Annotated in this window: 19 protein-coding genes; 2 read left to right on the top strand and 17 right to left on the bottom strand. The window is 38.2% G+C overall.

The genetic code is table 11. From position 1 onward, the window contains the following. Positions 1–42: 42 nt before the first annotated feature. The 11 genes from dinG to NYP54_RS00240 all read right to left on the bottom strand — a co-directional run bounded on the left by dinG (position 43) and on the right by NYP54_RS00240 (position 11,633). Positions 43–2,133 (bottom strand): ATP-dependent DNA helicase DinG, encoded by a 2,091-nt coding sequence (dinG, locus tag NYP54_RS00290; protein ID WP_283156652.1) that lies wholly within the window; start codon positions 2,131–2,133, stop codon positions 43–45. After that, positions 2,130–3,947 carry a DHHA1 domain-containing protein gene (locus NYP54_RS00285; RefSeq protein WP_283156651.1) on the bottom strand — a complete coding sequence of 606 codons (1,818 nt, stop codon included), beginning with the start codon at positions 3,945–3,947 and terminating at the stop codon, positions 2,130–2,132. Before NYP54_RS00285 ends, dinG begins: the two co-directional genes overlap by 4 nt. Further along, positions 3,947–5,038 (bottom strand): AI-2E family transporter, encoded by a 1,092-nt coding sequence (locus NYP54_RS00280; protein WP_283156650.1) that lies wholly within the window; start codon positions 5,036–5,038, stop codon positions 3,947–3,949. Before NYP54_RS00280 ends, NYP54_RS00285 begins: the two co-directional genes overlap by 1 nt. Positions 5,039–5,140: 102 nt before the next feature. Then, positions 5,141–5,998, bottom strand: coding sequence for a prephenate dehydratase (gene pheA / locus NYP54_RS00275; RefSeq protein ID WP_151193566.1), 858 nt, complete (start codon positions 5,996–5,998; stop codon positions 5,141–5,143). A gap of 16 nt (positions 5,999–6,014) precedes the next feature. After that, entirely contained in the window at positions 6,015–7,310 is a 1,296-nt protein-coding gene (locus NYP54_RS00270) for an NCS2 family permease (RefSeq protein WP_283156649.1), read from the bottom strand. A gap of 38 nt (positions 7,311–7,348) precedes the next feature. Next, the gene (locus NYP54_RS00265; RefSeq protein WP_283156648.1) at positions 7,349–8,308 is read right to left on the bottom strand and encodes an adenosine deaminase; all 960 of its coding nucleotides are present in this window, start codon (positions 8,306–8,308) and stop codon (positions 7,349–7,351) included. Between the two features lie 239 nt (positions 8,309–8,547). Continuing rightward, complete coding sequence (locus tag NYP54_RS00260; protein WP_283156647.1) at positions 8,548–9,255, bottom strand: glutathione S-transferase family protein; 708 nt, start codon at positions 9,253–9,255, stop codon at positions 8,548–8,550. A 2-nt stretch (positions 9,256–9,257) separates the two neighbouring features. Continuing rightward, a complete protein-coding gene (locus tag NYP54_RS00255) occupies positions 9,258–9,692 on the bottom strand; it encodes a DUF3301 domain-containing protein (RefSeq protein ID WP_117002623.1) in 435 nt (144 codons plus the stop codon). A gap of 9 nt (positions 9,693–9,701) precedes the next feature. Next, entirely contained in the window at positions 9,702–10,517 is an 816-nt protein-coding gene (locus NYP54_RS00250) for an LptA/OstA family protein (RefSeq protein WP_283156646.1), read from the bottom strand. Then, the gene (gene lptC, locus NYP54_RS00245) at positions 10,504–11,085 is read right to left on the bottom strand and encodes an LPS export ABC transporter periplasmic protein LptC (RefSeq protein ID WP_283156645.1); all 582 of its coding nucleotides are present in this window, start codon (positions 11,083–11,085) and stop codon (positions 10,504–10,506) included. Before lptC ends, NYP54_RS00250 begins: the two co-directional genes overlap by 14 nt. Continuing rightward, positions 11,085–11,633, bottom strand: coding sequence for an HAD-IIIA family hydrolase (locus tag NYP54_RS00240; protein ID WP_117002631.1), 549 nt, complete (start codon positions 11,631–11,633; stop codon positions 11,085–11,087). The genes lptC and NYP54_RS00240 overlap by 1 nt, the downstream gene beginning before the upstream one ends. Before the next feature lie 219 nt (positions 11,634–11,852). Between NYP54_RS00240 and NYP54_RS00235 the strand changes: the two genes are divergently transcribed. After that, a complete protein-coding gene (locus tag NYP54_RS00235) occupies positions 11,853–13,334 on the top strand; it encodes an MFS transporter (protein ID WP_283156644.1) in 1,482 nt (493 codons plus the stop codon). A 1-nt stretch (position 13,335) separates the two neighbouring features. Here the strand turns inward: NYP54_RS00235 and NYP54_RS00230 are convergent, their stop codons facing one another. The 5 genes from NYP54_RS00230 to NYP54_RS00210 form a co-directional block, all read right to left on the bottom strand. Then, positions 13,336–14,400, bottom strand: coding sequence for an HlyD family secretion protein (locus tag NYP54_RS00230; protein WP_283156643.1), 1,065 nt, complete (start codon positions 14,398–14,400; stop codon positions 13,336–13,338). Positions 14,401–14,426: 26 nt separating this feature from the next. Continuing rightward, a complete protein-coding gene (era, locus tag NYP54_RS00225) occupies positions 14,427–15,320 on the bottom strand; it encodes a GTPase Era (RefSeq protein WP_283156642.1) in 894 nt (297 codons plus the stop codon). 109 nt (positions 15,321–15,429) lie between these two features. Further along, complete coding sequence (gene cydC / locus NYP54_RS00220; protein WP_283156641.1) at positions 15,430–17,109, bottom strand: cysteine/glutathione ABC transporter ATP-binding protein/permease CydC; 1,680 nt, start codon at positions 17,107–17,109, stop codon at positions 15,430–15,432. Then, complete coding sequence (cydD, locus tag NYP54_RS00215) at positions 17,097–18,956, bottom strand: thiol reductant ABC exporter subunit CydD (protein ID WP_283156640.1); 1,860 nt, start codon at positions 18,954–18,956, stop codon at positions 17,097–17,099. Before cydD ends, cydC begins: the two co-directional genes overlap by 13 nt. Before the next feature lie 101 nt (positions 18,957–19,057). Then, the gene (locus tag NYP54_RS00210; protein WP_206609098.1) at positions 19,058–19,720 is read right to left on the bottom strand and encodes a phosphoribosyl-AMP cyclohydrolase; all 663 of its coding nucleotides are present in this window, start codon (positions 19,718–19,720) and stop codon (positions 19,058–19,060) included. A gap of 264 nt (positions 19,721–19,984) precedes the next feature. On the opposite strand from NYP54_RS00210, the gene NYP54_RS00205 reads away from it, so the two are divergent. Next, on the top strand, positions 19,985–20,266 hold the full coding sequence (locus tag NYP54_RS00205; RefSeq protein WP_117002643.1) for a hypothetical protein: 282 nt from the start codon (positions 19,985–19,987) through the stop codon (positions 20,264–20,266). Here NYP54_RS00205 and NYP54_RS00200 read toward each other — a convergent pair. Next, positions 20,263–24,438 (bottom strand): glycosyl hydrolase, encoded by a 4,176-nt coding sequence (locus NYP54_RS00200; RefSeq protein ID WP_283156639.1) that lies wholly within the window; start codon positions 24,436–24,438, stop codon positions 20,263–20,265. The genes NYP54_RS00205 and NYP54_RS00200 overlap by 4 nt on opposite strands. Positions 24,439–24,479: the final 41 nt, after the last annotated feature.

Here is a 24,479-nt window from a genome sequence, read left to right as displayed (position 1 = left end):
TGATGCAACCTATTCATACATCATTACTATGTCACAATTTTATCATTTTACAATTTCGAAATCAGGCAAATTCTCCAAAAGTGCTTTACCATAAAACTTGGTTTTTAAACGCTTATCTAGAATAATTACCTCACCAATATCCGCCTCTGTGCGCACGAGACGCCCTACCATTTGTGTTAATTTCAAGGAAGCTTGCGGCAGTGATATATCCATAAAGGGTTTGCGCTTAATCGACTCTAGCCATTCAGAGCGTGTTTTGTCAATCGGATTGGTTGGCACAGAAAATGGTAATTTGTGAATAATCAATCGTGTTAGATAAGCGCCAGGCAAATCAACCCCTTCAGAAAAGCTATCGACACCAAAAATAATCGATGGTTTAAATTGATCAACGCGCTTTTTATGAATGGCAATCATTGCCTGTTTTGAGCGATCACCTTGAATAAGCGTGATTTTCTTAAGGGCACTGTTTAAGCGCATATAGACCTTTTCCATCGCATGAATACTGGTAAAGAGCATCAAGGCACCTTCATGTAAGTCTTTAAAATAGACTTCATTGAGGAGCTTGGCTGTCTCTTCAATATGTTTGTCTTGTTGTGCTGGCTCATATTGCATATCAGCAATAATAAGCTTTGATTTTGAATAATTTAACGGTGAAGATAAAAGCAAGGTTTTGGCTTCTTTTTTAAGGGATGTGGCATTTAAGAAGCGATCAAACTTACCTAATGAACGCACCGTGGCTGAACACATCACCACACCATGTTGTACATTTTGCCAAAAGACCTGTTTTAATAATGAAGCAGCTTCAATCGGTGAGGCATGAATATCATAATCTTGAAAATGAGTTGCCAACATATCCGTTTGCACTTCTTTTGCTTCTTTTGCTTCTTTTACTTCTTCATGTTTTACTTTCTTTTCATGCGGGACAACCCATTTGGCAATCGGCGGCATCGTCGCTTGATTAATCATCAATGACCAGACATTGTAGAGATTTTTTGAGCGCTCTAATAAAAAGCCAATTTGCGTGAATTGCTTCTCTAAACTACTGGCTGAATGAATCTGGCTTTTCTCGGCAAAATCATCAAGCTTCGTTTTAAGCTTATCACACTGATTCATATAAAAAGCCGCACCCTCTTTGATGGATGTCGCAAGCTGAAGCATCTCATCCGTAATATGGGTCATGCGCCAAACATTTTCTTCCTTCATCGCTTTAGCATACATAGGATCAATTAACTGCTGCATTTGAGTGAGCTGCTGAATCAGGTTTTTACGCACCTCTTTCCAATTCTCACGCATGGTACGATCAGCAAGCTCAGAAGGTAAGCCATTTAACAATTTATCAACATCATTAATCCATGTTTGCGAGCCAAGTAATGAAGCAAAACCAGAAAGTGATCTTAATGCCCGATCGGGTAAATGATGACACTCATCGATAATATAAAGACTATCTTCAAATTTAGGCAAAATCGCGCCATCACCAAGATCAAGGTGTGACAATAACAAACTATGATTGACAACGATAATATCCACTTTGCGTAAGCCTTGGCGCGCGTTAAAAAAAGGACATTCGCGATAACACTCACAGCGGCTAAACGAACACGAGCTGCTGGTGTTATAAATCTCACTCATCAGTGCTTTAGAAACCGGTTTCTCCAACAGATCAAAATCGCCATCCCAATCTTTGCTCAAGCGCTGATCGAGCATTTCTGCTTCTTTTTGCAAGTCACTATCATCACTGTCAAAATGATGCAGTTTACGCGGGCATAAATAGCGCGAGCGCCCTTTTGCCAATTGATAACTAAACTCAATTTTATGGTGTTGCATAAGCTCATGAATAAACGGTAAATCTTTATCAATCAGCTGCTCTTGCAATGCTACTGTTGCCGTTGAGACAACAATTGATAACTTATCTTGCCCCTGTTTAGCGCGCACTTCATTGGCTAAAAGCGCACCAAGCAAATAAGCAAAGCTTTTACCGGTTGCCGTTGGCGCTTCAATAACAATTTTTTCATTATTGATCAATGTTTCTTTAACTGCTTCAATCATTGTCAGCTGCGCATCACGCACATATAAGCCGGCTTCTTCAAACAACTTTTTGATATTAAGCTCTGTATGTCCAACACTTTGAGTCGTCATAATATTTGCCTTTGATGCGTCAACTTAGCCAAGTGCACGATCTTTAAGCTCACATAAGTCTGACCATTAAAGTGCTCTTTTGATAAACGATACGCCACTTGGACTTCTTCACCCACTTGAATATCAGCATCATCTAAATACTCATCAGCAAAAAACCAAATGCTTTTAAGTGTTTTACCATGAATGGTAAGCATTAATTGCAGATGTTGGCTTTCTTTTCCCACCCATTTAAAGCTATAAATACTTGCTTTATTACAAAAAACAGGCGCTTCAAACTCGCGACCATAAGGCTCAAGCAAAGCAAATTTTTCAACATGTTTAAGCGTAAACTCCTCAGCAGTTAACTCACCATCACAATAAATAATTGGTGTGGCAGTAATATTATTCTCAGCAATCGCTTTTTGACAGTAATCATTAAAGCTTTGAGAAAATTCTACAAATTTATCTTTGTAAATGGTTAATCCAGCAGCTCCGGTATGTCCACCATATTTGATCAGAATATCTGTCGTATTTTGATAAATAAGATCTAAAACAGCTTTAATGTTTAAGCCATCAATGCTGCGCGCTGATCCCGTGATAATATCATCTTCCCCTTGCTTGGGTGAGAATAAAATTGTCGGCAAGCCAAAACTATCTTTAATGCGACTTGCTGAAATGCCATGCACCCCAGCATGCCCATCATCAAGATAGACACAAATACTTGAGGCACCCTTTGCGTATTGCTTTGAGGCTTCACTCATCGCTTTGGCAGTCATATCTTTTTGAATGACCTTGCGATGATTGTTCTGCTGCTGCAAGAACTCAACCCATTGTTTGGTTTTTTGATGATCTTCGTTTAATAAGAAACTCACCGAGCTTAAGGCATCAGACATGCGTCCATCACTATTGAGTAAAGGCGCTATCACAAACCCTAAAAACTCACTATCGACCTTGTGATGAAAATGATCACTAAAACTACTCCAACAGCTACGTGTTAACTGTGAAATTTTGTGCATACCATAGTAAGCCACAACACGATTATTGATACTCTTTGCCATAGAAACACAGTCAGCAACTGTGCCAACAGCAACAAAATCAAGTAAATCAGTTAACTGGCAATCACTATTGGTTGGTTTTCCTTCAAGCAGTAATAGTCTTCTGACCTCTGCCATTAGTAACCAAGCAACCATGCATCCAGCAATAAAGGGGTCATTATACTCACAGCCCTTTTGGGTTGGGTTTAGCACAGCATAAGCGCTTTGCGGCACGCCTTCTTCAGGAATTGCATGATGATCGGTGACAATCACATCGATATTTTGTGACTTTAATAATGCAATACGCGCTTCATCGGTTGAACCATTATCGGCAGTGATCACCAATGTCGGACGCATATCATCATCTAAAATACGTTGTGCAAGCTTATCAGATAAGCCATATCCCTCTGCCATTCTATGCCCAATATATGAACGAATCTTATCAGCTGGATGATTAAAAATATGAGTCAATGCAACATGCAAAATCGCATGCGATGTTTGCCCATCACAGTCATGATCAGTTTCAAGACCAATAATTTCACCACGCTCTAATGCTTGAATAATACGCTTTGCCGCTTTTGTTGCGTCTTTTAATAAATGTGGCGAGGTTAGAAATTTAAGCTTTAGGTGTGCAAATTTTAAAGCATGTTCAGGATCATCGATGCGTCGTGCGATAATACTCGCAATAAAGCTATCCACCTTATTCTCAAGCAATACTTGATGCACTTTGCGATGAAAGGGACGCAGTTGAATAATAATCTCTGGACGCTTTAACCTCTCTTTGATCCTCACTTCAGCCATTAGGCTTCCTTCGGCTTTTTATTGCTAATATTGCGTCGAGTCCACATCTTAACACCAGAATTAATAAGTGCCGCTAATGGAATCGCAAAGAACAAACCCCAAAAGCCCCATATTCCACCGAAGATAAGAACAGCAGCAATGACTGCCACGGGATGAAGGCTTAATGCTTCAGAATATAATAACGGCACCAATAAGTTGCCATCCAAACCTTGAATGATCAAATAAACTAGCAGCATATAGAAAAGCTCAGAGCTAAAGCCAAATTGACTGATTCCAATGAGTACCACAGGAATGGTAACAATCACCATCCCGATATAAGGAATAAATACCGAAAGCCCAACGCAAATGGCTAATAGTAGTGAGTAATTCAAGCCAAAAACGATAAAGCCAATATAGGTAACGACAGTAACAATCAAACATTCAATTGTTTTACCTTTGACATAATTACCCAATTGTGGGCGCACATCTGCCCATACTTCCTCTAATGCACCGCGCTCTTTAGGTAGCATATTGACAAACCACTTACCAATGCGGTTTTTGTCTTTCAAAAAGAAAAATGCTAACAATGGCACGATAAATAAGTACACTAGCCAAGTAAATATACTTGATAGAGATGCTAGAGAAAATTTAAGTAGATATTGACCAATACCGGCAATTTTATCCATCTTAATATTTGAGATCGTACTAATCGCATCTTTGATCTGTTCAGGGGTGATAATCGTCGGATATTTTTGAGATAACGCTAATAAACTGGCATGTAGATTATTAATTTGTTGCGGAATACTTTGCACAAATTGCCCTGCTTGATGCATTAATGCTGGAAGCACAAATAGTAATAACATAATCACTAACGCAATAAAAATTAAGAAAACGATATAAACAGACAAATTGCGGTTTAATTTTAATTTTTTTGACAAAAAAGAAACAATGGCTTCTAATAAATATGCAATGACAACACCGGCTAAAATTGGTGCTAATAAATTACCAAAAAAGTTAATAATGAGTACCGCAATAACCGTTACAACAATAAAGACGGCAGGTTCATTACTATCAAATTTTTTCTGATACCACTGCCTTAAATACTTAATCAAAGGAATTACCTATTTGTAAGATTCAATGACAAACGATTGTATACAAATTATCGTGTTTTTTATAGTGTTTCATGATTGCAAATACGAGTGAATTTTTAAGATTTACAGCGTGATCGATTGATAGCACCCTAAGTTCTTCAAAAATGAAGTCTTCTTTAAAATTGCTAATAAGGCAGCCTGCACATTTTGCTGTTCTTCATGACCTTCAAAATCGACAAAAAAACTATAATCCCAAGCACGCGAGCGTGATGGTCTGGATTCAATCTTACACATATTGATATTGTGCTCTGACAAACAGGCAAGTACTTGCACTAATGCATTGGGTTTATGCAGTGTCGTAAAGATAATTGATGATTTATAGAGCTCATTCTCTGCATAAGGCATATTTAACGCATCACGCCCCAATAAGAAAAATCGCGTGAAGTTAAACGGCTCATCTTCAAAATGCTCTTTAATGACCTTTAACGAATAGGTTTGTGCGGCTAACTTACTGGCAATTGCCGCTTGCGTTAGAATCTCTTTTTCAGCGATGTATTTAGCAGCTCCCGCGGTATCAACAAAGCTCTTAGGTGATAAATGCATGCGTGCAATATTATTCTGACACTGTGCCAAGGCTTGTGGATGTGAACGTACTAAGTCGATATTATCAATATCTGCATTAGGATGGATCATCAAACAATGCTCAACCTTTAGAATGACTTCATGCTGAATGCGTAGATTGTATTTAATGAGCTCATCATAGGCAGGAATCACACTGCCAGCAATTGAGTTTTCCACTGGAATCATTGCAAAGTCAGCTTTTTTCTCAGCAACCATCTCGAGTGCTTCGGCAAATGAGCCACAGGCTAAAGTTTCAATCGCACTTTGCTCGTTTTTCTTATTTTGCGTTTGATAAAACTTATGAATTGCCTGTTCTGAATAAGCCCCCTTTTCCCCCTGGAAAGATATCACCAAACTCATATTAACCCCCTTTTTACTATATAGATATAGCTTCAATGATCAGCAACAATAATGATAACACACCAATGATAGTCAACGTTATATCTATTTGATCACGTTGCTTGGTAAAAAATTTCATCAGTAGCCACATAATAATGCCTAATATAATTCCATGGGTAATTGAGCTAGAGAGCGGAATAATTAAGATAATTAAAATTGCAGGTAAAGCTTCGTCTATCTTTGTCCATTGAATTTTAGTCACCATTTTCATCATATAAACACCAACAATCATCAATGCTGGTGCTGTGGCAACTTTTGGTACCATCGATAATAATGGCGCAAAAAATAAAAATGGTAGGAACAATAGACCCACAAAAATTGCATTTAGACCTGTTTTAGCCCCTTCCTCAATTCCTGCCGCTGATTCGATATAAGAAACAGCCGAGCTTGTGCCAAATAAACCAGACAAAACACCTGATATAGCATCGACTGTTAGTGCTTCTTTGATATTTCTAGGATCTCCATTTTTATCAAGTAACTGACCTGCTTCACAGACCCCAATAAGTCCAGATAAGCTATCAAACAAAGTGGTAAATAGGAAAGCAAATATAGCTGGCCATAATGCGATAGATAATGAACTAATCAAATCTAATTGAAAGAAAATCGAAAAATCAGGCATAGAGAAAATACCTTGCCATTTTATGTGATCTCCAACTTCTGGAAAAAATACTGTGACCATAAAATAAAGTGTACTTGTTAATAGAATACTTATGATCAATGCCCCTTTGACTCTATGGTAAAGCAGTATACCTACCACCAAAAGTCCTAATAGAAACAAAATATAAGATAAATTTAATGGCGCCATTTGTATCATGTTTGTTTGGCTTGGCATGACTACATCAGCTGACTTTAATGCTATTACCGCAATTAACAAGCCAATGCCAGACACTACGGCATAACGAATCTGCTGTGGAATTGCTCTAATAATATAAGTGCGTAAATTTAAAATGGATAGAATGGTAAAGATAACGCCAGACCAAAAAACCACTCCAAGAGCTACTTGCCAACTAATTTGCATATGCACGACAATTGCATAAGTAAAAAATGCATTAATACCCATTCCTGGCGCCACTGCAATTGGGTTATTAGCAAAAACGCCCATCAATATACAGCCTATTGCTGAAACTGTAATCGTTGCTGTTAATGCTGCAGCATATGGAATTCCTGCGTCCGCAAGAATAAGTGGGTTAACAACGATAATATACATCATTGCTAAAAAAGTTGTTATCGCTGAAATAAATTCCGTTTTAACATTAACTGATTGAGATTTCAAATCAAAGATTCTGGGCAACATAGTATGGCACTCACATATTATTTGATAAATCTTGCTGACAAACTATTATGAATTAACTGTTGAATTTCTGCAGTACCTAGCTTTAAACCGTCAATCAGTTCAATATAGTTTTGATTAACATAACCACCAAAATACGCTGGGTCATCGGAGTTAATCGTCACTTTAATGCCTTTATCTAACAAAATTCGTGCCGGATGATCGACTAAGTTTGGCACTACTTTTAAGGCTTTATTTGATAGTGGGCACATCGTGAGTGCAATATTATCTTTTGCAATACGCTTCATTAATGCATCATCAGTTAATATTGCATTACCATGATCAATGCGTTCAACCCCTAGGATATCTAATGCTTGCCAAACGTACTCATCAGGTCCCTCTTCACCAGCATGAGCAACCAAATGAAGCTTCTCTTTACGTGCTAATTCAAAGAGATTTTTAAATTTCTCTGGTGGATTGCCAAGCTCTGAGCTATCCAGACCAATACCAATAAAATTATCACGATATTCCATCAGTTGATCAAAGGTGTTTAAAGCATCTTTTTCTGATAAATGACGCAAAAAACACATGATTAATTGCGTATCTATGTTTAGCTCAGTTTGCGCCTTTTTGACGGCACGATTAACACCATCAAAAAGGGTATTAAGTGAAATACCGCGCGATAAATGCGCTTGTGGATCGATAAAAATCTCAGCATGTGTCACATGATCTTGTTGTGATTTAAGTAAATAAGCATAGGTTAAATCATAAAAATCATCAGCGGTTTGAAGTACAGACATGCCTTGATAATATAAATCCAAGAATTCTTGCAGATTATTAAAGTTATATGCTTTTTTGATCTCTGCTAAATTTTTGTACTTTAGATTAACACCATTTTTTTGCGCCAAATTCAGCATCATCTCAGGTTCAAGACTCCCCTCAAGATGCATATGTAACTCAGCTTTCGGCTGTTGCAATAAGGTTTTGATATCGTGTGACATGGTTTTGTTTTTACCTATTTTTTGTGTTTTTTTCTTTTACTTATTTACTAACTGAGGTTAAGCACTTTTGCTATTTCAACACCCCGCCTCGCAAGCTTGGCACCCCTCTTGCAAAGAGGGGAATATAAAACCGTTGCCTAATTCCCCTCTTTGCAAGAGGGGTGGCAGCCGTAGGCTGACGGGGTGTTCTTAGAATTATAGTTTTTTTCAAAAATATGTAACTCTAGTTATCAATGGTTTCATTTGCTAAAAATCTCCTTAAGCATACGCGCACTATGCGCTTGTAGGTTGGGATACTTGGTTAGTTGTTGTTTTAACTGGCTTTGCCAAGGGGTGTGCTCAATATTAGCAACAACAGCATAAACAACATGATCTAACAAACTTGGTGACTCATTGAAAAAATAGGTTTTTTGACCTAAAAACTCAGACAATGCACATAAATCTTCATCTGCTTTTTGATAGATTTGCGCTTTGGTTAAGCGCCCTAACCCTTGTTCATAGGTTTGCCTGGACGCATTTTTGCTCATGACTTTAAAAATCATGCCAAACAATAATTTAGGCAGTTTCGTTCCTTTTTGTACTATGCTGCGCCAGTTATTATCAGTAGAAACATCAACCCAACGACTATAAACCAACGCCCAATATAAATGCTCCTCACATAGTCTTTGATACGCCAAGGTTTGCGATTTTTCTAAAGCAGTTAAGCCTTGCTGCATTGGTGTGCTACTTTCTTTCTCTAATAAATCAATAATAAAACTACTGTCGCTATAGAACTTATCTTGCTTTTTAATATATGGCATTTTGCCCGTTGGTGAGCGACGTAAATCTGCACTATAAAAATTTTGATAAGGCACTTTTTGTGCAATCAAATAGCTTTCTAATTTCATACAAAAAGGACTGGAGTTTGGCACATTACCTAATTTAGGAAATTGATGTAATTCAATCATAACTATTCCTTATCATCCTCATGCTTTGATTTTTTTGCTTGCTGCATGCGATATTCACTTAGATCAATGATATTACCACCCTCTGTATCTTCAGGCATTTTGGCTGCTTTCATTTCTTCAACCGTGATTTTTTGATCATTAGCAATCACCTGCAAGAATTGGTTACCATTAAACTGCAAAAAAGCCTTATAGCGATCCACACCATCATAGCTATACTCAAACGCATATTCGCGAAACAAACACATGCTACCTATGTTACTTTGGCGCGATAAACGCATTTTTGTGAGGCACACGGTATCATCTAATAGCTGAACATCCCATTGCTTAGCTGTTTTAACTGCCATATAAACCGCATGCTCTCTTGCTTTCATTGAATTACGCCAGATCAAGATCGCGATGACAATGATAATAACGGCACTTACTACGCCAATACTCATGCTAACAACCTACTTACTATTTTCACTATTTAAGTTATTTAAAATAACCGTTGCTCGTTGCCCCGTATTTGGCACCGTCACTAGACCATTTTTGGTGTCATAAAGCACTTTATCTCCGGAGAAGCGATTTCCTGCGCGATCAACATAGGCTTTATCTTGTATCGTTAGCGTACTATTGAGCAAGTTAAAGTTCATTTGTCTACCTTCAGCATATACCGTTTGCTGGTCCGAACTATCACTCTTATTTTTGTTTTGATTATTTTTATCTTGCTTTGGAAATGGTAAGGAATAGAACTTAGCAATATAAGGTGTATTAGCCGTTAATACGACATCTTTGACTTGCTTATTTTGATCATCAAATAGAATCGTCAGCGTTTGCCCAGTTAAAAAACGGCAGCCATTTTGCTTTGTACAAACGTCCTTAGCATAGTCTAATGCCGCTTTTTGCACTTTGGTATAATCCATTTTGCCATCGGCTTCCTTTGGATCGGGGAATTGATATACCGGCCATTTGCTATTTTCATTTGGAACGCTATAACCACTACATTGAATATTTGCATCTTTGGTTTGCATGACAAGCACATTGCCTTGATAAATGATTTTATGTGCATCCTGACTATAAGATAAACTGTCACTGCAAATAGTAATTTGACCATCACTACTGGCATTTTTACCAAACATGCCAGCGGCATCCATTGAGCCGCTTTGTTCAGCGGCAAAGGCGTGCTGTAGCATAAGCAAAGAAGCCACACCGCATAGCGTATATTTTAGCAAGCTATGTTTTACCCCACTCTTATTTCTTTTATTTCTTTTACTGTCCTGCATAATAACTTCTTACATCCTTCAATAACTTAAAATCACCTTTTTTAGGTGTGCCATTCATGCCTGTGCCAACCGTATTGTTGGGTGTACCTGGTTGACTTATCGTGACTTTTTTGTTCGTATCCATATAGTCTTTACTATCATCGTAATTGACCGAATCAGTCGCAATTTTAATCGCAGGCGAGTTTTTGCCATTGGCGTTACGCAACATCACCACATTGCCATATAAATGCATATTATTGTTGCTATTGGTAATATCAGCGTAATTGGCAGTGATATTCCACGGCTTGTCTTTTTTATCTTTTGAATACAGCGTGGCATTAACCGTTATAAGCTTTGCATCTTGATTATAAAAACGTGTGGCGTCAACTGCGGTTGCCGTATACTCTAACCAACCTTTCGTGTCATATTTTTCATAGGTAATCGCTTTTGCCGTGTTCTCAACAAAATGTGCCGGCAGATCACCATGACTAATCTGCTCTTGTGCTGATTTAACCACTAGCCAACCACTGGTGCCAATGACAACAACTAATCCAATCGTTGTAAAAAAAACACGTTTACTAAAAAACATTAAAGGCGTGCCTCACCAAAGGTGATATAGTCATCAACAATTTTATCTAATAGCCCCTTGCTTTCTAATATAAGATCACAGACTTCGCGCACCGCACCATATCCACCTTTTTGTGCTGTTACATAATCAACGCGTGTTTTAACAGCCCTTAAGGCATCAGCTGGTGCAAAGGAAACCGCTGATTTCATCATTAAGGTCAGATCGGGTAAATCATCACCCATATAGGCGATATTTTCCTGATTTATCTGGTGCTTTTTTAACAAGTCTTCATAGGCTTTAATTTTATTTTTTTGCCCTTGGTAAACATCATTCACACCAAGTGAACTTAAGCGATCCTGAACAACTTGCGAGGTCTTCCCCGTAATCACGGCCAATTTAACGCCAAACTTCTGCAGCAACAGCATGCCTAAGCCATCTTTAACGTCAAAGTTTTTAGTTAAGTTACCATCATTACTTAGAATAATTTTGCCGTCACTTAAGACACCATCAACATCTAGTATCAATAACTGAATATTTGCTATTTTCTCTTTTAAATCCGAACTAACCATTTATCTGATATAAACTCTATTTAGAAACTTGGCTTAGTATATACCGCTCGCGAATCATTTTACAGAATTTCCGCCATTGAATTTCTCACGTGTTTTCTGATGTTTATCAGACCAAATTCAGTGCGTTTTAAAAAATCAAACTCTCTGCATGACATTTAAATTATGGCGTATTAGTATGCTCGAGCTTATTAATAAAAAAGATAATAAAAAGGAAACTACATGTTAAGTTATAAGGACATGCCCAAGGGTGTCTTAAATATCAATCTTATTCAAATCTTCTCAACGGTTGGTTATGCCGTGCTCATGGGTTTATTAAATTTCTATCTTAGTCGCGAAGCAGGCATGAGTAAGATCGAAGCAAACACACTAACTGCCAGCTTTTTTGCTCTAAACTTTCTATTTCACTTTCTAGGTGGTACCGTCGGTGGACGCTATTTAAGCTTCAGAGCCTTATTCTGTGCAAGCTTAGTGTTGCAGTTTGTTGGGTTATTTCTAATTGCAGTGCATGTGCATATGATTATTTTAATCGGCATGGCAGTTTTTATCACCGGCTCAGGTCTTAATGTTAGTTGTATTAATATGATGCTCACGCAATTATTTAGTCAAGACGATAAACGTCGCCGTATTGCTTTTTCAATTAACTATAGCTGCATGAATATAGGCTTTGTTTTAAGCTTTTTTGTCGCTGGGATCTTGCAAGGGAATAATCTTTACAGCGCTGCTTTTATCTTTGCTGCGGTGTGTTTATTTATCGCATTTATAATACACCTTGTGAACTGGAAACATGTTAATGACAAACAAACATATTATGTCACCTCGTTTGCCTTTAATACAAAACGCTTCTATGTTGCGCCGCTAATTGTTATTGCTTGCTTATTATTTGCTTACTACTTAATGCATCATCCTGAGCTTGGCTCCGCACTTATTTATATCGCTTTTATTGCCGCATTGATTTACATGATCTATTTTGCACTAAAACAGCAAAGCAGTTATCGCACAAAAATTTACGCCTACCTTATCTTAAGCTCAGCAAGTATGGCATTTGCCTTTGTTCAAGGCTTACAATCAACCGCCTTAGAAAACTTTGTTGAATTCAACACGTCAAAATCTCTTTTTGGCATCCCGATGCAACCTGCAACAGTTAACCTTTTTGAAAGTCTAGGTGTTATCATCTTTGGCTTTATTTTAGCCGGAATGATGAAAAGACGTCAGCAAGCGAATAACCCTTATCAACCCGGCTCATTAGTCGCACGCGGCTTAAGCATGTATGTTGTTGCTTTTTTAATGATCCCTTTAGGCATATTCCTTGCAGATAAAGCACACTTGGTTAATGTACTCTTTCCTATCTTGCTACTTTTAATCGTTTCAGCGGGTGAAATTCATGTAAATTCCGTCAATTACGCTATGGCAGGAGAGATGATTGAGCCAAAACATCAAGGCTTATTTACAGGCTATTTATTTATCAATATCGCCTTTGGCATTAATTTGGCAGGTCCTGTGTCAAACTTTGCGTTAAGTGGCGCTGAGCATGCTCAAAACATTACTGCGGCAGCAACAAACCCAATGTATGCCAAGATATTCCTAGTCATGACAGCAGTTGCTTTTGTTGTTGCTATTATCTTCTCACTGATGATGAAAAAGCTAAACAGCATGCTTAATGCCAATAAAATTCAACCGGTTTTACAAAGCGAATTAGAATAATTTAAGAGTTAGTATCAACCTCAACAGTTGCTGATGCGCCAACGCGTAGACGCGGCACCTTGTTCACTTCACTTTGGTCAAGAACCACTTTTACAGGAAAGCGCTGTACTACTTTGACCCAGTTGCCTGATGCATTTTCAGGAGGCAATAAAGAAAACACACTACCACTACCCTCACTAATACTTTGAACCGTGCCATGTAATGTCACATTAGGGTACATATCAAGGATTACAGATGCTTTTTGTCCGACTTTCATCCGTGACATTTGCGTTTCTTTAAAGTTCGCATCTAACCAATAGGCCTCATTACTCACTAGCACAAATAGATTTTGATTTTGTGTAATCAGCGAACCAGGACGCAACGTAAAGTTAGTAATAAACCCAGATGTTGATGCATAAATCTTGGTATAACTTAAGTTTAATGCTGCCGTTGATACATCTGCTTTGGCAGCCGCAATTTTTGATTGTTGCAATGTTAATTGCTTTTGCTCTTGAGCAATACTGGCAAATGCAGCATTGACATTGGCATTAGCCACTTCAAGATCACCTTTAGCCTCATCAGCATCTTCTTTTGAAACCATTCCCTGAACAACCAGCTTGCCAATACGCGCCTCTTTTTGTTCTGCGACAAATTTCTGTGCTTGTGCCTGTTTAAGCTTTGCTTCTTGTAGGTTAATTGAGTCTTTAATCGCAGCAACTTCCTCTTGTGCTAATGTCAAATCTGCTTTGGCTTTAGCAAGCTCATATTCAAAGCTTTGCGGCTCAATCGTAAATAACAGCTCACCTTTTTTAACCTCTTGGTTATTACTGATATATAACTTATCAAGCTTACCCGTGACCTGCGCTGACATATGAATCACATCAGCATTAACATAAGCATCATCGGTTGATGGATATATTTCAGTATATTTTACGTAAGCGTAAAAACCGATTACACAAAGCAAAATCACAATCCCTAAAATGGCATATTTCTTCCACGTTTTTGCTCTAGCATTTTTTGCTGTTGGCACTTTATTTTGATTATCTATTTCTGTTTTATTTGAAATTTCTGTCGTTTGTTCAGTCATTGACAATAGCTCCAGTCCTGAAAACCCTAAAAATCATAACCCAATGATTTAAGTGCGCGATCATCATCTGACCAGCCCTCTTTAACCTTGACCCATAGCTGTAGGAACACTTTTCTTCCAAGCATAAACTCCATATCTTGACGTGCTTCACTGCCGATCTTTTTGAGTTTCTGTCCTTTGGCACCAATTACCATTGCTTTTTGTCCAGCACGTTCAACCAAAATGGTGGCATAAACCTCCATAATTTGACGTGCTTCATCAAATTTACTTTTATTAATCTCAACGGTTAATTGATATGGTACCTCTTGACCTAATGTGCGCATTAATTTCTCACGAATAATTTCTGCCATCATAAATCGCTCGGTGCGATCAGTGACCTGATCTTCGGCATAGAAAAAATGTTCACTTTCAGGAAGATAACTTTCAATTTTGCTTTCTAAGTCATTGATTAAATGCCCTTGCTTAGCAGAAACAAGAAAACTGGCAGCAAAGGGGTATTTTTGCTTGATCTCATCAGTAAATTCGACTGCCTCATGTCGATTATTTAACTGATCAACCTTGTTAATCACTAAGATCACAGGCACTTTGACCGACTCGATTTTTTGCAATATCCATTCTTCAGCCGTTGTCCACTTACCCACTTCAACAACAAATAAAATGACATCGACGTCATTGATCACGCTACTTGCTTGCTTGTTCATCATGCGATTAATGGCACGCGGTTCATCTTGGTGAAGTCCAGGGGTGTCAACATAGATAAACTGTGTATTTTCAATGGTTTTGATACCGGTAATTTGATGACGTGTTGTCTGTGGTTTGCGACTTGTAATACTGATTTTGTATTTTAGAATATGATTTAAAAGCGTTGATTTTCCAACATTAGGTCGCCCAATAATGGCGACAAATCCACATTTTTTCATCTTATGATCGTCTTACTGTTTCCTTATGAAATTGTAGTCATTGTAGTTAGCACAATGCCCATTGTCGAATGAAATCACGCGTTTATATTGCAATGCAATACTTCATTTTTTATTGTGTTATGCGCAATACCCTATCAACGCTGCTTAGCAATGTGTCGTTATGCGTAATAATGATCACCGTTTTATCTTTAAATACCGCCTGTAAATTATCAATCACCTTTTTTTCAATGACCTTATCTAAACCTTCTGTTGGTTCATCCAAAATCAAAATAGGTGTTTGCGACAATACCGCACGCGCTAATGACAAACGCTTTTGCTGCCCTTTTGAAAGATGCCTTCCATGCTCCCCTGTCCAGCTATCTAACTGACGTGGCAACTCTAATGCAAAGTTTTTTAAATCGACAACATGTAAAGCATGCCATAACATCTCATCAGTCGCTTTAGGATTCGCTATTAACAGGTTATCACGAATACTGCCATTAAAAATATGCGCATGCTGACTGATAATCGTTATTTGCTGACGCAGTTGTGATTCGGTAAATTGTGCAATATCAATATTACCTATTGATATTTTGCCTGCTGATGGCGCATAAAACCGTGCTAACAACGAAACAATCGTTGACTTACCACAACCAGTAGCACCGACAATAGCAAGCTTTTCATTGGCTACAATCTCAAGATTAAAATGCTCATAGATCAGATTATTACGCCCAGGGTAGCTAAACGAAATATCCTCAAAAGAAATGTTATTGTGTTTTGGTTTTTTTGATGTATTTAGTTGCTCACTGTTGTCATCATCAACAAATAATTTTGCTGGTTTTTGCTCAATAATATTTAATAATCTTTTAGCCGAAGATACTGTACGTCCTAAATACTGATAAGCCACAGGCAAAGGCATAATCGCCTCAAACAAGCCCATAATGCCTAGCGCAACCAAAGCAATAAAAGCACCACTTATTACACCTTGATGGACAAGCCCGACCATTAGCCACACACCACACCATAGTGTCGCACCCAAAAACAGGGTCATAAGGGCTGCATTAAGCCCAGTATAATGACTCATTTTTTGTTGCGTTGTAATAAGCGCTTTATTTTGCATATTAATTATCTCTGCATGCTTATCTTCTGCAGCAAAGACCTTAAGCTCTGCTAAATATTGCACATGCTCAGTAATTGATGTTTTTAAATCTGCAGACTCTTCCGCTAGCGTTTTTGCGGTATGGGCAGATAATTTGCCCCCAACAACAGGAATACAAAACCCTGCAACAAAAGCAAAGCCCATGGTCATTAACGCTAAAGGAATACTTAAAAAGCTAAAAAATACCCCAATCAGCAAAATCGACAAAAACAGCACACAACTTGGTGAAATAATCCGAATATATAGATTATCCAAACTATTAACATCAGTGACTAAGCGATTGAGTAAATCACCACTTTTATATTGTGCTAAATGAGTTGGCGCCAAGGGCACAAGCTTGTTATACACCCATACTCGAATATCAGTTAATAACTTAAACGTTGCCTCATGTGTGACAACACGCTCACCATAGCGCGTTAAAATACGCATCAATGAAAAAGCACGTACGCCAGCTGATGGGTAAAAATAATTGAATTGACTAGCAATCGCATAACTTGAAATAGCCACAAACCCAGTTGATGAGATAAACCAACCGGATAAAGACAATAAACCAATGCTGGCTAAAATTGCTAAAAATGCCAGAAAGGTGCCAATAAACATCCATTTTGCTTGATGCTTAAAAATGCTTAAAAAAGGAATTAATGCGCGCATGCAACTTCTCCTTCTAAGACTTGGTGACGGTATAGTGCATAAAAGTAACTTGATTGATCTTGCAACAATTCCTCCAAGCACCCTTGTTGTACAATTTCACCTTCATCCATCACGATAATGTGATCCATCTCACTCAAGAACTGTAAGCGATGCGTAAGCATAATCACCGTTTTATTTTGCCAATTGTTTAATAAGCTTTGCATAATCAAGTTCTCACTTTCTTTATCCAAGCTTGCCGTAGGCTCATCTAACAAGAGTAACTCACAAGGCTTAAGATAGGCGCGCGCTAATGCCAAACGCTGTGCCTGCCCTCCGGATAAGCCTATACTTTGCTCACCGATTTCAGTTGCTAATTTATCGGGAAACGCGTTCACTTCTTGATCTAATTGCGCAAGTTTTAATACATGCCATAGCTCGTCATCTGAAGCAGTAGCATTTGCTAATTGTAAATTATAGCGAATACTGCCTTTAAAGAGACCTGCATTTTGTCCAAGCCAACTGATTCTACTAAGCCAAAGCTTTTCATCAATGCGATTAAGTGGCAAATCATGATTAATCGTAATCTCTTCATCTTTTGCATACATAAATTGCATAAGCAAATTTAAAATAGTCGTTTTACCAGCACCACTGGCGCCAACAATCGCAATCTTCTGTTTATGCTTGACCTCAAAGTAAATATTAGTCAGTGCATTTTTAGATTTATTGGCATAACAAAAACTTAAATGATTAAATTGAATTAAATCAATCATTGGTAAGTCTTGTATCAAGCTGACTTGATCACCTTTTTCACCTTTTTTACCTTGCTCACTATTCTCGCCTTTTGCATCCTCATGCTTTGATAAAGCAAATATTTTTTGTAACTCCAAGGCTGCCCCCATCGCTTCGGTTTTTGCATGATAATGCGTGCTTAACTCACGAAGAGGCAAGAAAAACTCAGGTGCCAATAGCAAAATAAACAATCCACCTTGCAAGGTCATATTTTCAAAAGACCACCAAACAGTATCAACATTAGCGCTATTGATAAAGCCCATGCCTAGATAAATCGCAACCAGTGCAATAGAGGCTGCTGAAAATACTTCAAGTACCGCGGATGATAAAAACGCAATACGCAATACTTTCATAGTTTTAACACGATAATCATCAGAGTATTCAAAGATTTTTTGCGCATGGCTTTCAGCACGATTAAACAGTCGTAAAGTAGCTAAGCCATGCAGTGTGTCTAAAAAGACACTACTCATTCGTGCCAAGGTTTGAAAATGCTTTTGGTTTTCACTTTCAGCGCCCCAACCAACCAGCATCATAAAAAGTGGAATTAAAGGTGCGCATACCAGTAAAATAATGCCACAAACAATACTTTGTGGAAAAACAAAGATTAAAATCGCCAGTGGCATAAGTCCGGCTAAGGTCATTTGTGGCAAGAAATACATTAGGAAATTATTTAAGCCTTCCACTTGTTCCGTTGCCGCACTGATCAAATCACCACTACTTAGCTCGCCTGATTTCACAGGACCTAATTGATTAATATGCGCAATAACATCGTCTCTTAATTGCTCTTTTACTTTAGCCGCAGCCTTAAAGCTCACAACTTCCTTAAGCCACGACAGACCTGCTCGCATGAACACAATAGCAATAATCGCCACAAAGTAGCTAATAAGTTCAATGTTTGAGAGTTTTTCGATATAAGCGGCATAACAAATATGTGCCAACAGATAAAGTTGTCCTATGAGTAACAAGCCACTTAAAAAACTCACTAGTATGGTGAGTTGTACACATTTTTTAGCAGGATGAGCACGCGACTTTAACCAGATCCGTGCTGACTTACGTTCTGAAGCTGTATTTGCTTGCATAAAGGTGAAATAAATCGATCTGAAACAATGGCGGCATTATATACCGCACCACGCTGACATGTAAGTGAATATAGGCAATTTGAGAGTTATTGTAGGATAAATCAATCTGAAAATGGTGCGGAAGAATGATGTAAGACAATCTTTAACTGCCCATTTGGCATTTTGACATAAGCAAAGGTATATTCAACGGTGGTTACTTTGCCTTTAGTGTCGGTAAAGTCATACGTACCCATTGCAATTGCCATATCACCATGGAAATACATCTCATCATTATGGAAAACCACTTTAGTCCATGGTTGAAGAGCAAAACCCTTATCTTCTTTGAATTTTTTATTGCCACCGACAAAGTAAGAAAGTGCTGATTCCTTCGTTGGTCTAAATGGAATATCCTTGGCTTTAGTTGGTTTAAACATCACCACACCTTTTTCATAATTATACGCATAGAGTGTATTAATAAGATCTTTAGCAACTTTTTTATAATTTCCTTTATTTGTATAAGCATCGCCTATTGCCACAATTCCTGCTGCCCATTGTGATTGTGCTTTTTCAACCTCGGCTACCGTAACACTGTTGGTGCTTTTTGTGAGTGTTGTTAATGCTTTACTGTCCGTTGCTGTTGATGTCGCTGCTGCATTTGCTTTTTGCATAGCAGCAATCCCAAGCACGAGAAATAAACTCAATACAACAGGTGTAATGCGACCTTTTAAATCCAATGACTTAACTTTTTCAGCCTGAGATTTTGGTAGTTTTCTATCATTATCCATAAACTATCTCCTTTGTTATAGTTTGTATCAACATGTAACCTTGGCGAGTTAAGCACTAAATTGCTAAATTTGCAATTTTTTTACATTTTATGCTAGCCAATCGCTAAGGCTTTATATAAAGTAAGTCGCAACTAATAAGCACCATATTGAAATTTGAGCTTATTTGCCAAAGCAGGATGCTTAATTAGGAGATGTGAATGATAATATTTTGTTAAGTCTCAATGACAAAACAAATATAAGGACAAATACATAGGGAGAAAGTTAATGAAGAAAATCACCGTTGAAGAAAAAATTACTAACCTTTACCACTGCTCAATTTTAGAGTTTTTTCAACAGTGCATGCACCGCAAAATGGAAACCCATGATATTGCAAAATTACTCGATTGTAGTGTCAGTAACTTGCGTCGTATCGCGCGCAAGTATAATTTTCATTTTCACCACCCCGAGCCGACACCGATGTTGGCACAAAATCAAAATTTCCTTAAAAAGAAGCTCAATATCGATAATTTCCTCTCTCGTCGTTGGCGAGTTGGGCAATATGCTTAGAAAAAATACCTCTCTGTTGAAAATTGCCCACGAGGGTCGTCAATCGTTAAAGAGAAACCTTTATGTTGATCAAAACTATCAGCATCTAATTGCCACTGATTATTTTCTTGTCGAATAAGGTGTCTATTCTGCGGAATGCCTTGTTTATCTACGTAATGAATAATCACATAAGCACGCTCTTGTTTGGCATTGAACGTGATATTAAACACTCCATTCGACTGGTTGATAACTGCCAATAAGCTAAAGCGTTCTTCATTCACTTCAATACGTTGATCGTCGTTATGATTGCTATTGTTAGAGGAGTCACTCGCAGATTCTGTTGTCTCAGTTACTGAGCCCACTTGCAATGCCGCTAATAAATATTCCGATGAGTTAAACTGCCCAACATGCATATCGTGTACGGTAAACTGCACTGGTTTCATCAAGTCAATATTATTGCCCTGCCAAGTCCATTGATAACCATCTGTAGGTAATAGATGCACATTTTGTTTAAGACCCTGCTGATCCATATAGTGGAAAATCACATAATGACGCTGCTGTTTTGCATCAAACGTCAATTGTAGCTCATCATTATTGCGTGTCATCTTGGCACTAAAACGCCCCTCTGAATCACTGAGCAAGATACTATTTGAATTAACCGGAGCTTCTTCGTTTGTATTATTTGGATCAGTTGAAGTATTTGCATCACTTGTGCTATTACTATTATTTGCCGCTGTATTGTCGGTATTTACGGCTAAGTCAGCTGCTAAATACGCTATACTTTCAAACTGCCCAAATTTTAAATCCTGCAAGGTAAATTTAAACGGTTTACTCAAATCAAAGTATTGTGTGCTATAAGTCCACTGCGACTTACCATTGATCACACCATTTAGTATCAGTTGAACATTTTGCTGCACGCCATTATGATCGATAAAGTGCAGAATAATATAGTTACGCGTCACTTCGCTATTTATCTGAACGGTAACCACATTATCATTAACACGTAATACACCATCAAAGCGCCCTTCAGGATCAGTTATTGCGAAAACGACATCATTATTTGTGGTTGTATCTTGTGAGTTATTCTCTGTGGTTGATGATTGCTCATTATTATTGTCACCACTTTGATTATTCTGGTCACTACTATTACTGTCATTACTATTATTTGAGTTATTTGTAGATGAATTATTATCTGCTGTATCCTCAGAGGCATTGTTTGTTTGATCATTTGTATTATTATTTGTGCTTGTATTATCATGCGGATCTTCAGTTGTATTCTCTTGAGCCGATAAGGGGATATGTTTGACAATGCCATTATCTAAAAGTGCGAAACTTCGAGGGTTCACAATAAAACTCACACCATCACTAAAGCGCACTTCTTTCGCCACATTGTCGGCATTAAAGGCAACATAACCATATTGACCATTGTTATTAAAAACCGCATAGCTTGGCGTATTTGCATAAATATCTTTAACCACTTGACCGTGTAGTGTCAGATTATGCAACCAATGATATATCAAGGTATCTGTCGTACCATATTCTGGCGTGTATTGCATGTTTTGGTAAGCTGTCATCGCCCCTTGCGCATCCTGCAGTGCCATATACTGCAACAAAATCCCCTGCCAGTTATTCCACTGTAAATTATTGTTGCCATTGGCAGTTTCAAAAAAAGCATTGCTGGCATTTAAATCTGCGATGTTTTTAGCAACATACTGAGGATATTGCCCCAAATATAGCGAACCACCATGAATCGGTAAGAAATTAATCCCATGGATTTCCTCAGGATTTGCTGTCCACCACGTGCCATAAACACCACCATCAGACCAGACAATCGCATTATTAGAGTGACCAAAATCACTCGGGAAAACGGCGTTATCCACATCAAACCAATATTGATTAATCGCTTGATTTTCTAAGCTATATAACAGCACACCCAAGTCTCTTAAGTTATCCTGCTGTGTTGCTTCTGCCCATAAAATCACCGAACTTGAGAAATGCATCGACTCTGACGATGACTCTTGGTTATTACCTGAGGCAAAGCTCGCATGCCCTGACGCCCAAGCGTGTCCAGCATATAGATCATATTGTCTTAACCACGGGAAGCGCATGTCATTGCGTTCAATATTTGCCACATCTTTAATGACCAAATTAATCATGTCTTTATAATTCTGAGCCCACGCACTATCGTACAGTGCAACAACGGCAGCCGCTTTGACCAAATAGCCATAATGGAAATGGTGATCATTTAACTGATCATTACTGCCAAAAGACGCCGGATAGCCAATGAGTGTACCCCATATTGGCTCATAGTAATAAAATGCTTGATCATTATTGGCATCAACCGTTAACCATGCGGCAATATCACTTTTTAAGTGTGATAATAAGTAATCGCGCTCTGTCAATAATCCCAATTGATCTGCTACTTGAATAAGATCGGCAACTTTGGCATATTCCTTACCACGCCAATAAGTATCTTTGGCACTAAAGAGTGTTGGGTTTGCCTGTAGTTTTTGAAAATCTGCCATAAATTTTTGACGCAATAGCGTGTTATCCTCAAACTTAGGCAATATTGGCAACACCCCATGAAAACGCATTGACGTATTAAAATGATTATTCGCAACAACACGCATTTCACCGCGCGCGCTTTGATAGCTATATGCGCTTAGCTCATCACTACTATTAAGCCATTGATGGCGATAGAGTGCAGCCAATGGCGTGTTGATGTAATCAGGGTGAGACTCTTTTAATTCTGTTTGCATATTAAAAGTGCTCAATACCCTACTTTGCTCTTTTTGATACTCAAAACTAACTTGCGTATCACGCACAAAGGCAAAGGCATGTTTTTGATAAAAGCTAAGCGTTTCTGGTGTGTTGTCTGGCAAAACTGCCACTGAGAAGTAATCTTTGCCGGATAAATTAGAGCGTAAGCCATAAACCCAGTCATTATTGCCATGCTGCAATCGCTGCCATTGGCTACCATGTGGTGCAAATATTCCATAATGGTGATTGTTAATGGTAACGCCAACAGTATTATTTGACTGATACCATACCTTGGCGATATCTCCAACTGCACGCGGCTCGTTACTGCTACCAATATTTGCAACATTCACAGCAGGCATATGTGCTGTTAGGCGATTATTTGATGCATCAAGATAATAGCTTTGTGTCTCTAGTTGAAAAGGTAATTTGACATTTGTTTGCGTTAGATCCAGTAGCAAACTTCCTTGTCCTTCCGTTTGCCAAACCTCAACACGTACTTTACCATTATTAAAGTGCTGATACTGACCATACGATCGATCTTGATCTAAGCCACCGCGATCATTCTGTGTATATCGCTCAATACTTTGCTCGTCGGCATCCGTCGCAAAATTACTATAAAGCTCGACTTTGTCATACTCGCCATCACCATTGAAATCATAGGATATACGCGCTTTAACCGCCAAGCCTGGCGCGTTGGCATTAATAAATATGGCAAACTCTGTAGCACTTCCAAGATATTGACCATTGATATGATCTAATGTGAATACTTGTGCATTAAAAGGTGAGAAATGATGATTTTGTTTAAGCTCAGCAAATTCAATCACTGCATCTTTGTTGCCCTTTTTTTCAAAATAGGTAAAAGGTAATCCATGACCAAAAGTCGCTCTTAACTCATCTTGCCCTTGTTGCCATAAGCTTGTCACAGTCCAATCGGAATAGGCATCAACAACCGTTTTATCAACGTTAAAACCATCTAAGCCAACCGTCATATCAGCAAAGTGCGGGTATTGATAGCCTGAATTGCGTTGCAGTATTTTGCCCTGCCATTCATGCGAATAAACACGCGCCTCTTGTGGATAGCCAATCTCTAAACCTTTGGCATTTGTTTTTACACTTAATGGATGCGGAAACATCGCCTCTGAAAACATGTTTTGATTATTAAAACTCCAAATAAGCGATGACCACCAATCGGTTGTTGGATAAGGTGATCTCAATTGTGAGGAGACTTTAGGTGCTGCATTTAATGCAGTAAATGGTTTGCCACTCATTATATCCACTCTATTCTGCAAGCTATCGGTATAGCTACCCTTTTCAAGCGGTAAGATATCGGCAAATGTTGGTGACAAACAAAATAATGAGCCAAAGCCTAAATAACGAGATAGACGTGACACTTTAAAAAACTTAATAGGTGATAACAACTTATTGGTATTCATAATATGCTCCTCTTAAAGTCAAAAGAATGTGTGCACATTTA

This window comes from Cysteiniphilum sp. QT6929 (assembly GCF_030035755.1).
Taxonomy (GTDB): Bacteria; Pseudomonadota; Gammaproteobacteria; order Francisellales; family Francisellaceae; genus Caedibacter; species Caedibacter litoralis.
This window is presented reverse-complemented; position numbering and strand designations above follow the sequence as displayed.

Coding starts and splice junctions, on each gene's coding strand:
- cydD (WP_283156640.1), bottom strand. CDS start 18,956: ATGCAAGCAAATACAGCTTCAGAACGTAAGTCAGCACGGATCTGGTTA.
- NYP54_RS00240 (WP_117002631.1), bottom strand. CDS start 11,633: ATGGTTAGTTCGGATTTAAAAGAGAAAATAGCAAATATTCAGTTATTG.
- NYP54_RS00205 (WP_117002643.1), top strand. CDS start 19,985: ATGAAGAAAATCACCGTTGAAGAAAAAATTACTAACCTTTACCACTGC.
- pheA (WP_151193566.1), bottom strand. CDS start 5,998: ATGAGTTTGGTGATATCTTTCCAGGGGGAAAAGGGGGCTTATTCAGAA.
- NYP54_RS00265 (WP_283156648.1), bottom strand. CDS start 8,308: ATGTCACACGATATCAAAACCTTATTGCAACAGCCGAAAGCTGAGTTA.
- NYP54_RS00200 (WP_283156639.1), bottom strand. CDS start 24,438: ATGAATACCAATAAGTTGTTATCACCTATTAAGTTTTTTAAAGTGTCA.
- lptC (WP_283156645.1), bottom strand. CDS start 11,085: ATGTTTTTTAGTAAACGTGTTTTTTTTACAACGATTGGATTAGTTGTT.
- NYP54_RS00250 (WP_283156646.1), bottom strand. CDS start 10,517: ATGCAGGACAGTAAAAGAAATAAAAGAAATAAGAGTGGGGTAAAACAT.
- NYP54_RS00210 (WP_206609098.1), bottom strand. CDS start 19,720: ATGGATAATGATAGAAAACTACCAAAATCTCAGGCTGAAAAAGTTAAG.
- era (WP_283156642.1), bottom strand. CDS start 15,320: ATGAAAAAATGTGGATTTGTCGCCATTATTGGGCGACCTAATGTTGGA.
- NYP54_RS00285 (WP_283156651.1), bottom strand. CDS start 3,947: ATGGCTGAAGTGAGGATCAAAGAGAGGTTAAAGCGTCCAGAGATTATT.
- NYP54_RS00235 (WP_283156644.1), top strand. CDS start 11,853: ATGTTAAGTTATAAGGACATGCCCAAGGGTGTCTTAAATATCAATCTT.
- NYP54_RS00230 (WP_283156643.1), bottom strand. CDS start 14,400: ATGACTGAACAAACGACAGAAATTTCAAATAAAACAGAAATAGATAAT.
- NYP54_RS00255 (WP_117002623.1), bottom strand. CDS start 9,692: ATGAGTATTGGCGTAGTAAGTGCCGTTATTATCATTGTCATCGCGATC.
- dinG (WP_283156652.1), bottom strand. CDS start 2,133: ATGACGACTCAAAGTGTTGGACATACAGAGCTTAATATCAAAAAGTTG.
- cydC (WP_283156641.1), bottom strand. CDS start 17,109: ATGCGCGCATTAATTCCTTTTTTAAGCATTTTTAAGCATCAAGCAAAA.
- NYP54_RS00260 (WP_283156647.1), bottom strand. CDS start 9,255: ATGATTGAATTACATCAATTTCCTAAATTAGGTAATGTGCCAAACTCC.